Origin of the sequence: Belliella filtrata (assembly GCF_022549775.1) — a bacterium.
In the GTDB taxonomy this organism is placed as follows: domain Bacteria; phylum Bacteroidota; class Bacteroidia; order Cytophagales; family Cyclobacteriaceae; genus Belliella; species Belliella filtrata.
Map to the genome: position 1 here is coordinate 82480 of NZ_JAKZGP010000003.1, position 14921 is coordinate 97400.

Sequence of the window (14921 nt, forward strand, 5' to 3'; positions counted from 1 at the left end):
GATTACCTCCTGTTGTTAAAACCTAACCAAAGATTGAGTTCTAAACTCATACCTACATAAGGCTGAAGATAATCTGTTCGCGTGTTCATGTTAGAATCTTCCATGTTAATAAGAACAGCACCAGCATTAAACCTCATTACATTAAACATTTTATACCCAAGTCCTGCATATATCGGGAGGTTTACAATAGGTCCTGATATGCTTTCCCCAGTACTTGCGTTGAAGTTTTGTAGAAATACTCCAGTTGAGAAAGAGGCATTTCCTAAAAATCTTTTGAAAGTCTTGTTCCCAAGGGGTAATGATAATCCTACGTATGGGCCATTGAAGTATTCAGTAGAGCTGAGGTGTCTTTTAACTGCAAAAGCACCATATCCAAAGTTAAGAGGTAAAACACCAGGCTTTTTTTCTGTAGGGTATGAGCTGATGTTCCTGATATCTACTAGAGACATTAAGCTACGAGATAAGTATTGACCAAGCTCATTTTCAACACTTTCTTCCAATTCAATAATGTATTTGTTCGCATAAGTAGCTTTGTCATTATCTTCCTTGTTTTTGCCCAAGATATTGAATCTTGCTCTTCTTAGTTTCAATTTGTTTCTTTGAGCTAGTTTTTGTCTGACCAAGTCAGAAAATCCAGCGAAATCTCTACCTAGAAAATGCCTGTAATCTTCCAGACCATTTTCTACGATCTGATTCATTTGTGCAATCATTACTTGATCACTGTTGGAAGATCTGATTCCACTTGCTGTTACTTCAAAATTTGCCCTGATGTATGAAGATAAGTTTTTTGATATAGCTTCTTTGATTTCAGTCATTTGGTCTACACTAGCTCTCTGGTAAAACGCGAATTCAAAATCATAATTTGTATTACTCTTCAGAGGCTCACCAATAAACAATTCATATTGATTTACTTCGTAGTTAAAAGCTCTTTTCCATTCATAAACCTCTGCTTGTTTTAGCCCTTTACCAAGACGATTGACTTTCACTTTTACATATTCAATGTCTCTAGGTAGAGCACCTTTGATGTAAAAAGGTTCTTCTGCAGGTAGTGCTACTCCAGAGTTGATTTGATTCGTGACTACGTCAAAGGCGACGGACCTGATTTGTGCTTGACTAGATGAGATGAAGCCAATTAATAGTGTTAGTAATACCAGTTTTTTCATAAAATTGAATTTTGGAAAATGAAAATAAAATAGAGACCAAATGGCAAGTCCTATGATTTAATAGCTTTTAGTTGATTGTTAAATGTTTTCAAAAACGGACAGTTAAGTGTTCGGAATAGATTAAATCTGTACACTAATTTAATTTTAAAGCGCAGGGATGTTAAGCTATTTTCAGTTTTTCAAAACAGATTTTCATTAATTGGACACAGATTTTTGGCTTTGGTCACATTTTTTTTCAAGAAATTTTTGAATTGACTTTGTTTGGCTTGATATTATCATTTCACTTTAATCATTTATTTTAAGAAAATACGTAATGAACTACCTTACAAGATTCCTGTGGTTTTGCTCTGGGGCGAATTTTACTTTGCTCAAAAAGGCACCGACTGACGCTAGCAAATATGTAGGAATAGGCGGTACGATATTTTTTACAGGAATTCTGGCTTCTTTGTCTGCAGGTTATGCGCTATTTACAGTTTTTCAGTCCATTTGGTATGCTGTAGGATTTGGGTTGCTTTGGGGATTAATGATTTTTAATCTGGATAGGTTTATCGTTTCAAGTATGAGAAAAGAAGGTAAGGTGTCCAATGAGTGGAAAATGGCAGTTCCACGACTTGTGATGGCGGTTATTTTAGCTCTTGTGATCTCGAAACCATTAGAGTTGAAAATTTTTGAAAGAGAAATCAATAGAGAGCTTGATAAAAAGAAAATTGAAATGCTTGCAGAAAGCAAGGAGAGGATAGCAGCTGGTTTTCCAGAGGTTGAGCAACTTGAAGTTCAAAAGGACAGCTTGAAGTCTGAGATTGATGGAGCGAGACTTTATAGGGATCAGTTGCAAGAAGCTTATGATCAAGAAAGATTTGGTGTAAAAACAAGTGGTAGCTCAGGGATAGTGGGATTGGGGACAAATGCCAAGAAAAAGGAACAACAATTAGATGCAGCCCAAAGAACCTTAGATCAATTACAAGTGGATCATCAAGCAAGAATCGATAAGATTGACGAGAGATTGGCAGATTTGACCAAAGCAAAAGAAGAAGAGTTTTCTAAAGTTCAACCACAAATTGATGGATTTGATGGAATGGCTGCACGAATCGATGCATTGGCTACGATAAGTGGGCAAAGTCAATCTGTGAAACTGGCTAACTTGATGATAATTTTACTTTTCATAGCTGTTGAGACAGCTCCAATTTTTGTAAAATTGATCTCGCCTAGAGGACCTTATGATCGGTTACTATCTTTAGCTGAGAAAAAAGTAGAAGTCTATGTCGATGAAAAAACGACATTGCTAGTACGTGAGAGTGAGTTAAGATTGGGGAAATGCTAATTATTCAGAATTTTTTCAAATAGACTCAACTTTTTTTGATGTTTTGGATTTATATCACTGAAGTCCTATCTTGAGTGCTTAATTCATCCAACATGCCTTCTTTAAAAGTCAATCAAGTTGAAATATTTTATACCGATTCAGGTGAAGGTAAGTATACTGTAGTTTTGTCACATGGACTTTTGTGGAGCCACAAGGTGTTTGACAAGCAAGTAGAGGTATTGAAAAATAACTACCGGGTGATTGCATTTGATCATCGTGGTCAAGGTCAGTCGACAATATCCAAAGAAGCATTTGATATTGATGATCTAACTGAAGATGCAAGAGTCTTGATTCAAGAGTTGGTGGGGAAGCCTGTTCATTTCGTAGGATTATCTATGGGTGGTTTTGTCGGAATGAGACTTGCAGCACGGTATCCAGAACTGATCAAAAGCCTAGTGCTTATAGAGACCTCAGCCAATGCTGAACCAGTTGAGAATATTCCTAAGTATAAAGTGCTTAACGGAATGGTAAAGTGGTTTGGTGTAATGCCTGTAGTGGCACAAGAGGTGATGAAAATTTTGTTTGCTCAAAGTTGGTTAGAAAACCCCAAGAACAAAGCTGACTATAAAGCTTGGTATAAAGCGCTCAAATCAAATAAAAAATCAATTACCAGGTCTGTTGACGCAGTGATGAATAGGAGGGGTATTGAAGAAGAAATCAGGTTGATCAAATCACCAACTATGATCATGGCTGGAGATGAAGATATGGCCACTAAACCTGAAAAGGCGAAGTTTATTCAAATGTCTATCCCTAATGCTACGCTGCATATGTTGCCAGGAGCGGGGCATTCTAGTACCATAGAGAAACCCCATGAGGTGAATAAACTACTTTTGGAATGGCTTAGTAACTTCAGGTAGTTTTACTGATACATTATTATTGTGTTGAAAATAAGGGGTTTGTAAATTTATTTTCGAATCATGGAACATTTTATTACATTTGCATGTATATACATTATATACAATTTAAGTTAATTCGATGAGAATAGAAGATGAGATCAAACAGAAGGCTTTCAAAGACCCATACAATAAAGTAGTAGTAAACTTGCTTTACACCCACAGTTACTTTGTGACCAAACAAAGTGCTTTGTTTAAGCCATATGGTCTTTCTCCAGAGCAATACAATGTGATGAGGATATTAAGAGGCCAACAAGGTAAACCTATCACTGTCTCATCTATTCAAGATAGGATGCTAAACAAAATGTCGAATGCTTCGAGATTGGTTGAGAAGCTTAAGCAAAAGGGCTATGTAGTAAGAGAGGAATGTCCTTCTGATAGACGTCAAGTTGATATAGTAATAACAGCTAGTGGTCTTGATATCCTAAATCAACTGGAAGAGTCTGTGTATGCTTTCAATAAATCCGTCGTTAACCTTACTGAAGAAGAAACAATTCAGCTAAATGAATTGTTGGATAAATTCAGAGGCTAAAATATTTAGACTGATAAATGTATATACATAAATTGTAAAGACAAATAATTTTGAATCACTTAATAAATAAAAATCATGAGCAATTTAACTAAATGGTCAATTGACCCTACACATTCAGAAGTTTCATTCAAAGTAAAACACTTAGTAATCTCGACTGTTACAGGTTACTTTAGAAAATTCGAAGGAAGTGCGGAATCTACTTCAGACGATTTTGAAGGTGCTAAGGTAAACTTCACAGCTGACATTGACAGTATTGATACCAATCAATCTGATAGAGATGGGCACCTAAAATCTGATGATTTCTTCAATGCAGAGGCATACCCTAAACTTTCATTTGAAGGTGTAGTGAGTGGGGGTAAATTGAAAGGTGACCTAAGCATCAGAGAAGTTACCAAAGCCATAGAACTAGATGTTGACTTCGGTGGAGTAGCTGAAGATCCATATGGTAATACCAAGGCAGGATTTGAGATAGAAGGGAAAATCAGCAGAAAGGATTTTAACTTGAAATGGAATGCGGTAACTGAAGCAGGTTCTGTTGTAGTATCTGATTCAGTTAAGCTTATCTTGAGTGTGCAGTTGGTGAAGCAGTAATTCGCATTGGGATATTAAACTTCCTAATGAGTCTATCGCTTAATTCAAAAAAAATAATCAAAAGGCTGAAACAATTCTGTTTCAGCCTTACTTAAAATAATAAATCCCAATCAATATGGCAGCCTTAATCACTGGTATTCATCACATCACTGCAATCGCAGGTAATGCACAAAAAAACGTAGATTTCTATACTGGAGTCTTAGGTTTGAGGTTGGTCAAAAAGACGATCAACTTTGATGCACCTGATGTTTATCATTTTTACTTTGGGGATACCTTAGGAACTCCAGGTACTGTATTTACCACATTTCCATTTGACGGAGCTCGCAAAGGCTCTAAGGGAACTGGTGAGCTTACCTATACGGCATTTTCGGTTCCTATTGATGCGCTGGCTTACTGGAAAGATAGATTGAAAAAATTTGGTGTGCCCACTTCAGATGAGTTGACTAGATTTGGTGAGAAGCTGATTAGGTTCGAAGATCATGATGGGATGGGAATAGAGCTTATAGCTACTGATAAGGATGATCGTAAAGGTTGGATTGGTGGATCTGTACCAGAGGCTTATGTGATCAGAGGTTTCTACGGTGCCACCCTCAACTTGAAAGCAAAGGAGCTTACTGAGAAATTGCTAACCCAGTTCATGGATTATAAGTTTATTGCAGAAGAGGATGGAAGATTTCGCTATGGCACACAAGGAAAGGCTGGGGATATCGTTGACATAGTATTAAGTCCTTCAGGGAGACAAGGTGTTCAAAGTGCAGGCTCAGTACATCATATTGCTTTCCGAACAGCAAACAGCGAGAGTCAGTTGGAAGTACAGAAATTGTTAATGAACAATGGCTATCATGTCACTGAGGTGAAGGATCGGAATTATTTCACATCTGTATATTTCCGTGAGCCTGGAGGAGTCTTGTTCGAAATTGCAACTGACGAGCCTGGATTTGCTATAGATGAGGATGAAACACATTTAGGTGAATTGCTAAAATTACCAGAATGGGCTGAGCCTCATAGGGATCAGATTACAGCAAACCTTCCGAAGATACAACTAAATACAAGTTCATATGAGTGATATAAGCATTGTAGGATTGCCATTAGGAGAAAGTGAAAACGTCGCTATAATGATTCATGGAAGAGGTGCTTCAGCATCAAGTATCCTAAGCTTGCAGCGATACCTTAAGTTGGATAATTTTACGCTGATAGCTCCTGAAGCTTATGGTAATACTTGGTATCCTTACAGCTTTATGGCTCCAGATCAAAGCAATGAGCCCTCTTTGAGCCAAGCGCTAGATAAGATTGAAAGTATCGTTCATGATGTTTTGAAGCAAGGATACTCGTCCACTCAGATTTACTTCATTGGGTTTTCCCAAGGTGCTTGTCTTTCATTGGAGTACGTGGCGAGAAATGCCAAGAAATATGGAGGAGTAGTGGCTTTTACAGGGGGATTGATAGGTGAAAAGCTAGACACATCCAAATACCTGGGCGACTTCGATGGCACACCGATTTTTATCGGTTCTAGCCAGCAGGATATGCATGTGCCATTGGAAAGGATCAAAGCTTCAGTAGAGGTATTAGAGAAAATGCATGGAAAAATAAAAACCTTGATATTTCCAGACCCTGAACACACGATAAGAGAAGAAGAAATCGATTGGGTGAATTCCCACATCTTATAGACTTTAATATAGTTTGTTTCTGATTGAAAAGGGCTGGTGGTTTCACTGGCTTTTTTTTTATGATTAAGCATTATGTTCTTCCCCAAGTTTTTTGTATTCCCCCACTTTCAATCCTCCAAATTCTATGTCCTCACAGAACTTTTCACCTATTAAATCTTGATATTTATTAAAAATGGGTTTGTGAGGACACAAACCAAGGAGGAGATAATTCATTAAAAATAGGCTTGTGAAGACACATGCCAAGTAGTGTTCGGAAATACAAAGGAGATTGGACTACGCCAATCTCCTTTATTCTTTACTAGAGCTTTATCAGCTTAAAGACCTAGCTTATGAAAAGTGTCACTCCATTTGATTTCATTTTGGAGTTGTCTAAGGTTGGTGTCTTTATCGATAATGATATTTTCTATACCAGCAATTTTTGCAAAGTCGGTCAAATGCTCCGAAGTCAAGCTTTGGCTAAAGCAGGTATGGTGTGCTCCTCCGGCATAAATCCAGCCTGCACAGCCTGTATTCATATCTGGTAGTGGTTTCCACATTACCCTTGCTACAGGAAGTTTTGGCAAAGCATGAGGAACTTCCACAGCTTCTACTTCATTGACTACTAGCCTGAATCTATTTCCCATGTCTACAAGGGATGCATTGAGTGACGCTCCAGCTTTGCCATTGAATACCAATCTCACAGGATCTTCTTTTCCACCGATTCCGAGGGGATGAACCTCACAAGTTGGTTTTCCACTTGCCAAAACGGGATCTACTTCTAACATGTGTGCACCAAGTACCATGCTATTGCTTGGGTCAAAATGGTAGGTGTAATCTTCCATGAATGCATTTCCCCCTTCAAGGCCTGTACCCATTACCTTCATAGCTCTCACCAAAGCGGCTGTCTTCCAGTCACCTTCTCCAGCATAGCCAAATCCTTCAGCCATCAGTCTTTGGGTAGCAATTCCAGGAAGTTGCTTCATGCCATGTAAGTCCTCAAAGGTATTGGTGAAGCCTTTGAAGCCACCATCCTTTAAGAAATTGCGCATTCCAATTTCGATTTGTGCAGCATCGATAAGTGAAGCTCTTTTTGCTCCGTTGGCTTTCAAGTTATCTGCCAAAGTATAACTTGATTCATATTCCTCGATTAGGGCATTTACTTCAGCGTCAGTAGCCGCATTGATTCGCTCAACCAAATCACCCACTGCAAAAGTATTGACAGCAAAGCCAAATTTTAATTCAGCTTCCACTTTGTCTCCTTCAGTCACAGCTACATTTCTCATGTTGTCACCGAATCTTGCAAACTTGGCTCCTTGCCAGTCATTCCATCCTGATGCAGCTCTTGCCCATGTGTCAATTTGTGACTTTACTTGTGGGTCTTGCCAGTGTCCTACGACAACTTTGCGCTCAATCTTCATTCTAGACACGATAAAGCCAAACTCCCTGTCTCCGTGAGCACTTTGGTTGAGGTTCATGAAATCCATATCGATGCTTTCCCATGGAATGTCTCGATTGAATTGTGTGTGGAGGTGAAGCATGGGTTTTTGAAGAATTTTCAATCCATTGATCCACATTTTTGCTGGAGAGAAAGTGTGCATCCAAGCAATTACACCAATACAATTTTTGCTCTGATTTGCCTCTTGACATATCGCATATATCTCCTCTGTAGTCTTTACAGTTGGCTTGAAGATTATACTTACACTGATTTCTTCAGCTTGATTAAGTTCTTTTGCAATGATTTGAGAGTGCTCTGCTACTTGGCGAAGCGTTTCTTCTCCATATAGGTGTTGGCTTCCTGTGAGAAACCAAACCTCATTTTGTTTGAGGTTAGTCATGTTTCTATTTTATTATTATTCATTATTTTAATTACATCCAGAAGAAATAGTAGAGTAACACTACTATAAGAATGATGCCTGCTGCACCAAGGTTAAAAGGAGTGGCAGTGTTATAGAGTTTAGGATCTACTGTAAGTGACTTTGGATCTGCTGTTTTCATTTTGACATTGGTGTAAAGTATTACTCCTAGCATCAGTAGCATTGCTGACATCATGAAAGCAGATTCTATTCCTATTGACGCCCAAGTATTGAATTGAACGATACCTACGATTGCCATGATTATACCGAGTAGCATGAAGAAATATCCTGCATTCAAGGTGGTACTTCCTCTTCCATCTGCTTTGTAACCTGGATTTTGATAGGTTTTTTTCTCTGCAAAGCTTATCAAAGAAGCGATAAGTAATAGGATAATAAATACATATCCCATTCTTAAAATAAATGGCATATCAGGATAAATTACCTTGAATACTATGCCAGCTGGTATCGTAGCTATAGCTGTCCATAGGGCCGCGTTTCCAGTGATTTGCCTCCAGAAGAGTCCCATACAGAAGACAGCAACCACGCCTGGGTAAATATACCCTGTGTACTCTTGGATATATTGGAACACTTGGTCTAAAGATGCTAGCTGTGGAGCTACAAGCATGGCTATACCTAAAGCGACAATTGCTACTAATCTTCCGGATCTTACCAATTGATTGTTTGATGCGTCTGGTTTGAAGTATACCTTATAGATATCCATGGTGAATATGGTGGAGGTACTGTTGATCATAGATGCCAAAGATGATACGATTGCGGCAGCTAAAGCAGCAAAGGCTAGTCCTCTGATTCCTGCTGGAACAAAATTCTTCAAAAGCCATGGGTAAGCTTCATCAGATTTATCAATGGTACCGATTTGCTCAAAAGGAACATTTAGCATTACTGACAATTCTTCAGGAGTAGATTTGTTGATCAAAACCCATGCGGCAATACCTGGGATCACAACCAATAGAGGAATAAGTATCTTCAAGTAGCCAGCAAAAATTAAACCTCTCTTAGCATCTTCAATACTTTTGGCAGCAAGTCCTTTTTGAATTATATACTGATTGAAGCCCCAGTAGCCAATATTGGTGAGCCACATACCTCCAAGGATTACAGCTATGCCAGGTAAGTCCTGAAAAGCATCCTTAAGTCCTCCAGTACCATCTGGAATCATGATTTCCCCTCTTGGAATAATCATTACAAAGTGTTCTCTTGCGCCTTCATAAAGATTGGCCATCCCTGCAAAGACTCCTGCACCGTCTCCAACTGCATCTAAGGCAAGGAAAGTAGTCACTAACCCACCAGCAATTAAAACGATCACTTGGACTACATCTGTCCATGCAACAGCTTCAAGACCGCCGTAAATGGAGTAGATGCCTGAAAAGATCAGCAGTCCAATAATTCCATATTGTAAAGGAACTCCCATGATTTTTTCTAAGGCTAGAGCGCCTAGATAACTTACAGATGTAAGATTTACAAAAACATAAACCAACAACCAGAAAACAGCGAAGGCTGTACTAACTCGCTTATCGAAGCGTGATTGTAAAAATTGTGGCATGGTGTAAATGCCATTTTTTAGGAAAACAGGCAGGAAATATTTAGCTACTACAATTAAGGTAATGGCGGCAATCCATTCATAAGCTGCGATTCCAAGACCAATGGCGAAGCCAGATCCTGAGGTGCCTATAAAATGCTCTGCGGAGATATTGGCAGCAATTAATGAGGCACCTACTGCCCACCAAGTAAGTGATTTGTCAGCCAAGAAGTATTCTTGTGCTGTCTTTTGAACTCCTTTTTTGGACCGGGATACCCAGAGTCCAACTGCGACTATCACTACAGCATAGATCGCAAATACTACATAATCCAGGGTAGAAAATCCTGCTTCCATATGGTTTGATGGGTCTAATGGTTTTAAATGTCAATCTTACACATTAATTCCCAGAAATAAAAATAATTAAGTGTCACTAAAACACTATAGAGTTTTAATAATATGATTCTGCAGTGTAACTCTTAATTAAGGAGTGTTTTTTAAGCTTTATGGTTTTGTTGCTTTTTGTTTATTATGGATGTTCCTAGAATGCTAGAATATCCATGAGAAATAGATAAATTAGGATTATTAGCCATCCTTTATCATTACCAATTCTATTGACTTTTTATCGTTCAGTTGTTTTTTAAATTTAATGGCTTGAGATTCAATGGGTCTGAAATTTTCTTCAAAATTGCCTTAGGTTCATTCATTACCCACAGGGATTTCATTTCTAGGAATGAAGTTGTGTATATTGGTGAAGTTCTCTTTATAGTGCTCCTCATCAAGGGAATAGTAAAAAGCTCCTTTTTTAGAGCTTGATTTATCTTTTTCATTCTCTTTCTTCAGCAGGTTGGTAGAAAGTACTTTTCTGGTGAAATTCCTTTTGTCAATTTTGGTGTCGTACAGTCCCTCGTACATGGCTTGTAGTTGGGGAAGCGTGAATTTTTCTGGTAAAAGTTCGAAAAGTATTGGGTGAAAGGCTGCCTTATATCTTAGTTTGTTCAAAGCAAGTTCCACCATTTCTTTATGATCAAAGATCATATTGGGGAGGGACTTGATATTGTACCACCTTGCATGAAAATCATCATTGATTTGCGTCTTATATTTTTCTATGTCAATTAGGGCAACGTAAGGCAAAGCAATCACCCGCTCAATAGGGTCTCTTTCTGGAGTGCTGAACGCCTGAATCTGCTCCATATAGACTTCTGTTAGCCCCGTAAGTTGTTCCAATATTCTTGATGCCGCTTCGTCAGCAGACTCGTTTGGTTGAATAAAGCCACCCATAAGGCTCCATTTTTCCTTTTCTGGAGCAAACCCTCTTTGGATAAGCAGAAGCTTATAGTCAGTTCCATCAAATCCAAATATCACACAATCTACAGCTACAAGGAGCCTGGTTTGGCTAGAATATTTCATAAAAGTTCGAGTATAAAGATTTCCTAGGGTTGTATTCAGATTGAAATATAGACAAATTTTGGATATAAATCCAAGGATGACACTTAATCTAATAAGGTGTGCCTTGAATTAGATTTTTTTAGAAACATTAATAGATCAATAGGTAGTGTTGTGGTATAGTGTAAAAAATACAGTTAATAATTTGTGTGTTTATAATTTATTCTTTAATATTCGATTCTAAAAGGTGATGTAAATCTAACAATATTCAGTTTGTTTAAAGTATATTGTAAGTTTAAAGTGGTGTATGTTAGGAGATTACCTTTGTTTAAATAGATATTAATAGGGTAAGTAGTTTTGTAAAAGCGGGTTTCTGGCAAATTGCCAGAAACCTTGCCTTTCTTACTTTTACCATAAGAAATAGGGGCGTTTTCCCCTTCAAAATAATCTCAAGCCTATAATTCGAAAAGCAAGTCAGTTATCTGGCTTGCTTTTTTTTTGGTAATAATAAGATGTTTTGATAGGATTTTTTGATTAAAATGACCAATCATTTTTTATAGTGTAAAAAAGACAATTAATATTTGTGAGTTTCGATAATATTCTCTAATATTCGTACTTGGATCAATAGGTTAGTTTGTAGATAACCTGACTCCCAATTTAAAATGGAAGTAAAGCACCTGTAAGATAAGTTTTATTTCTATTTGTTTGATCTTGAATTTGTAATAGTTAACACATAATAAACCCTAAATTTTATGAACTACAAATGTTTACCAAGTATGGTAGCTATGCTAGTTGCATTAGGTGTAAATAATACATTTAATTCAACTATCACATATGCTTCCAATGATTCTAGCCATGTAATTGAGCTAAAAAAGAGAGATGTCACTGTGCGAGGCGTGGTGGTGTCTGGGACTGACCAAGAGCAGATCCCTGGGGTTTCGGTTTTAGTCAAAGGTACTACTATTGGAGTAGCTACAGACATTGATGGGGCATTTACCATAAATGTTCCGGACGAAAATTCAGTGTTGATATTTTCTTTTGTGGGTTACAAATCCCAAGAAGTACAGGTAGGTTCGCGATCTCTGATCAATATTACATTAGAGGAGGATTTGAGCAGCCTAGAAGAAGTAGTGGTTGTAGGATATGGTACTCAAACTAAAGCAACAGTAACTGGAGCTATAGGAGAGGTGAGAAAGGAGGATTTGGCACTTACACCTTCTGTCACCACTGGTGAAGCGCTAGTAGGTAGAGTACAAGGTGTTACTTTTCGACAAGGTGACGCTAGACCTGGTTCTTCAGTAAGCTTACAGATCAGGAATATGGGACAGCCATTGTATGTAATTGATGGAATTCCTTCGGAGGCAGGTCAGTTTAATAACCTTGGTCAGAATGATATTGAAAGCATTTCAATCCTGAAAGATGGTGCAGCTGCCATCTATGGTATGAGGGCTGCAAATGGAGTGGTTATAGTAACTACGAAGAGAGGTAAGATGAACACTAAGCCTCAAATAAATATCAATAGTTACTATGGTGCTCAAAATTTCACCAGATTTCCAAGACCAGCAAATGCATACCAGTTTGTCAGAGCTCAAGTGGAATCTGATGTGAATCTGACTGGGACTACTAGTTGGACTCCTGATGAGCTTGAGCGATGGAGGTTGGGTGAAGAGCCTGGTTATCAAAGTACAGATTATTATGATTTTATCATGAGGCCGAATGTGCCGCAGTACAATCTTAATGCGAGCGCAGCAGGGGGTAGTGAAGGTGTTAAGTATTTTTTCTCGGTAAATCACCTAAATCAAGATGCACTTTTAGAGGACTTTAATTTTAGAAGAACAAATTTCCAATCCAATATAGAAATGAGCTTAACTGATGGTCTTACAGTAGGAGCTCAGATCAGTGGGCGATTAGAAACTAGGGATTTTGCAGGTGTACCAGGATTAGATGATTATTTCAATCCATTTTTAAGTGTTTTTGCTATGTGGCCTACCGAAAGACCTTATGCAAACGATAATCCTAATTATGTGAATGCAGACGTTCATAACATCAACGTGAATCCAGCCACTTACAGGAGGGATATTACAGGATTTAATGTCGAAGAGTGGAGATCGATGAGGGGGAATTTCTTTGCAGAGTATGATTTTGGTTTTGGTTTGACGGCGAAGGGTACTTACAGTTATACTTTTACAAATTTAGATTTTGATGGTTTTGAATATACTTATGATGCTTATAGGTATGATGAAGAAACAGATACTTACCTAACTAGGCCTGAATGGGGTAATCAAAATCCATGGAGAGAAAGAAGGAAAAGGAATATTCAAGAGCGCGTGGCACAGTTCCAATTAGATTATAACAAAAGTTGGAATGGTCATAATCTTCAAGGAGTACTCGGGTATGAAAGATGGGACAATCAGCAGCACTATATGGTAGTTCATACAGTTCCGCCTAATAATTATATTCCAATCATGTCCTTTGCTGATCAGGATGTGTTGATTGATGAAATATTCGAAGAGGCAAGAGAAGGATATTTTGGTAGACTTAACTATAACTATAGAGAAAAGTATCTTGTTGAACTTATTGCCAGGTATGATGGCTCGTTCTTATTTGCACCGGGTTCAAGGTTTGGTTTTTTTCCAAGTGCGTCGGTAGGTTGGAGACTTTCTGATGAGCGATTTATGGAAGGATTGAAAGGGAACTGGTTGGAAAACCTTAAGATTAGAGCATCAATAGGACAAATGGGAAGTGATAGATTGCTTAACAATTCCTTTCTAGTAAATCCGTTCAGTTATTTCGCAGGTTATGATTTTAGAGCTGGTGCAGGTGGTAGCGCAGTTTTGGATGGTTCATTGGTTCAGGGAGTCGACCCTAGAGGCTTACCGATCACTACTTTGTCTTGGATAGTAAATACCAACCAAAATATTGGTATTGATATGTCATTGTTCAGGGGAAAGGTCAATGCTTCGTTTGATGCTTTTGCAAGAAAAAGAACTGGCTTACCAGCTGCAAGATATGATGTGCTTCTTCCAAATGAGGTAGGGTATGGTCTGCCCGCAGAAAACTTAGAGTCTGATGTACAGAAAGGCATCGAAGGTATGGTTGGTTTTAATGGAAGAATGGGGAAAGTCGATTTTGAAATTGCTGCAAACGCAACTTTTGCTAGAGCCATGATTCTAGATAGGTACAGGCCAAGGTTTTCGAACTCATGGAATCAGTATAGAAGTGACGTAGAAGGAAGGTGGCAAAATATTCGTTGGGGTTATGAAATTGATGGACGTTTTACTTCTCAAGAGCAAATAGACAATTATCCTGTGGATATTGATGGGAGAGGCAATAGAACTTTGTTGCCTGGTGACTTTATATTTAGAGATGTAAATGGAGATGGTGTGATCAATCACCTAGATGAAAGACCAATAGGGTACGCAGAAGGAGCAAATCCTTATGTTAGTTATGGTTTGAATGGTAACTTCAAATACAAGGGGTTTAATCTAGCATTTAATTTTGCTGGTGGTTCTATGCAAACCTTTAATAGGTATTGGGAATTAAGATATCCATTTCAAAACAATGGGAACTCTCCTGACTTCATGTTTGAAGACAGATGGCATAGAGAAGATCCTTTTGATCCAAATAGTGAGTGGATACCAGGACATTACCCTGCAATCAGGAGAGATTTTGGCAATGTCAATTATAATAGACACAGTACTTTTTGGCAAACAAATATAAGGTACATGAGACTTAGGAATTTGGAAGTCGGATATCAGTTTCCTCAAACTATCATGGATAAGTTTTTTGTACAACAAATGAGGGTTTATGTGAATGGTACAAATCTATTCTCTATAGATAATGTGGGCAATTTTGGAATTGATCCAGAAATTGGTTCTGCAAATGGATTAGTCTATCCACAGCAGAGGATCTATACTCTTGGTTTGAACCTTACTTTATAATTAATCAAGGGACAAGTTTTTGACA

The 14921-nt window shown here is 38.1% G+C and carries 11 protein-coding genes; 7 read left to right on the top strand and 4 right to left on the bottom strand.

The window, feature by feature from the left end; translation table 11 throughout:
• Positions 1-2: 2 nt before the first annotated feature.
• Entirely contained in the window at positions 3-1163 is a 1161-nt protein-coding gene (locus tag MM239_RS02560; protein WP_241346337.1) for a hypothetical protein, read from the bottom strand.
• Positions 1164-1476: 313 nt separating this feature from the next.
• Between MM239_RS02560 and MM239_RS02565 the strand changes: the two genes are divergently transcribed.
• The 6 genes from MM239_RS02565 to MM239_RS02590 all read left to right on the top strand — a co-directional run bounded on the left by MM239_RS02565 (position 1477) and on the right by MM239_RS02590 (position 6206).
• Positions 1477-2484: a DUF4407 domain-containing protein gene (locus tag MM239_RS02565; protein WP_241346339.1), complete on the top strand. Its 1008-nt coding sequence runs from the start codon at positions 1477-1479 to the stop codon at positions 2482-2484.
• 92 nt (positions 2485-2576) lie between these two features.
• Positions 2577-3380, top strand: a complete 804-nt coding sequence (locus tag MM239_RS02570) for an alpha/beta fold hydrolase (protein ID WP_241346341.1) — start codon at positions 2577-2579, stop codon at positions 3378-3380.
• 118 nt (positions 3381-3498) lie between these two features.
• Positions 3499-3948 carry a MarR family winged helix-turn-helix transcriptional regulator gene (locus MM239_RS02575; RefSeq protein ID WP_241346343.1) on the top strand — a complete coding sequence of 150 codons (450 nt, stop codon included), beginning with the start codon at positions 3499-3501 and terminating at the stop codon, positions 3946-3948.
• A 75-nt stretch (positions 3949-4023) separates the two neighbouring features.
• Positions 4024-4539, top strand: a complete 516-nt coding sequence (locus MM239_RS02580; protein ID WP_241346345.1) for a YceI family protein — start codon at positions 4024-4026, stop codon at positions 4537-4539.
• A 115-nt stretch (positions 4540-4654) separates the two neighbouring features.
• Positions 4655-5605: a ring-cleaving dioxygenase gene (locus MM239_RS02585; protein ID WP_241346346.1), complete on the top strand. Its 951-nt coding sequence runs from the start codon at positions 4655-4657 to the stop codon at positions 5603-5605.
• Positions 5598-6206: an alpha/beta hydrolase gene (locus MM239_RS02590; RefSeq protein ID WP_241346348.1), complete on the top strand. Its 609-nt coding sequence runs from the start codon at positions 5598-5600 to the stop codon at positions 6204-6206. The genes MM239_RS02585 and MM239_RS02590 overlap by 8 nt, the downstream gene beginning before the upstream one ends.
• Before the next feature lie 314 nt (positions 6207-6520).
• On the opposite strand, the gene araA is transcribed toward MM239_RS02590, so the two are convergent.
• The 3 genes from araA to MM239_RS02605 form a co-directional block, all read right to left on the bottom strand.
• Complete coding sequence (gene araA / locus MM239_RS02595) at positions 6521-8020, bottom strand: L-arabinose isomerase (protein WP_241346350.1); 1500 nt, start codon at positions 8018-8020, stop codon at positions 6521-6523.
• A gap of 31 nt (positions 8021-8051) precedes the next feature.
• Positions 8052-9926 carry a sodium/sugar symporter gene (locus tag MM239_RS02600; RefSeq protein ID WP_241346351.1) on the bottom strand — a complete coding sequence of 625 codons (1875 nt, stop codon included), beginning with the start codon at positions 9924-9926 and terminating at the stop codon, positions 8052-8054.
• Positions 9927-10268: 342 nt separating this feature from the next.
• A complete protein-coding gene (locus MM239_RS02605) occupies positions 10269-10979 on the bottom strand; it encodes an NUDIX hydrolase (protein WP_241346354.1) in 711 nt (236 codons plus the stop codon).
• A gap of 728 nt (positions 10980-11707) precedes the next feature.
• Between MM239_RS02605 and MM239_RS02610 the strand changes: the two genes are divergently transcribed.
• Entirely contained in the window at positions 11708-14896 is a 3189-nt protein-coding gene (locus MM239_RS02610) for a SusC/RagA family TonB-linked outer membrane protein (RefSeq protein WP_241346355.1), read from the top strand.
• Positions 14897-14921: the final 25 nt, after the last annotated feature.

Excerpts from the sequence above, each read along its gene's own strand:
- MM239_RS02590 (WP_241346348.1), top strand. The coding sequence starts at position 5,598 with ATGAGTGATATAAGCATTGTAGGATTGCCATTAGGAGAAAGTGAAAAC.
- MM239_RS02565 (WP_241346339.1), top strand. The coding sequence starts at position 1,477 with ATGAACTACCTTACAAGATTCCTGTGGTTTTGCTCTGGGGCGAATTTT.
- MM239_RS02605 (WP_241346354.1), bottom strand. The coding sequence starts at position 10,979 with ATGAAATATTCTAGCCAAACCAGGCTCCTTGTAGCTGTAGATTGTGTG.
- MM239_RS02560 (WP_241346337.1), bottom strand. The coding sequence starts at position 1,163 with ATGAAAAAACTGGTATTACTAACACTATTAATTGGCTTCATCTCATCT.
- MM239_RS02585 (WP_241346346.1), top strand. The coding sequence starts at position 4,655 with ATGGCAGCCTTAATCACTGGTATTCATCACATCACTGCAATCGCAGGT.
- MM239_RS02570 (WP_241346341.1), top strand. The coding sequence starts at position 2,577 with ATGCCTTCTTTAAAAGTCAATCAAGTTGAAATATTTTATACCGATTCA.
- MM239_RS02575 (WP_241346343.1), top strand. The coding sequence starts at position 3,499 with ATGAGAATAGAAGATGAGATCAAACAGAAGGCTTTCAAAGACCCATAC.
- MM239_RS02610 (WP_241346355.1), top strand. The coding sequence starts at position 11,708 with ATGAACTACAAATGTTTACCAAGTATGGTAGCTATGCTAGTTGCATTA.
- MM239_RS02580 (WP_241346345.1), top strand. The coding sequence starts at position 4,024 with ATGAGCAATTTAACTAAATGGTCAATTGACCCTACACATTCAGAAGTT.
- araA (WP_241346350.1), bottom strand. The coding sequence starts at position 8,020 with ATGACTAACCTCAAACAAAATGAGGTTTGGTTTCTCACAGGAAGCCAA.
- MM239_RS02600 (WP_241346351.1), bottom strand. The coding sequence starts at position 9,926 with ATGGAAGCAGGATTTTCTACCCTGGATTATGTAGTATTTGCGATCTAT.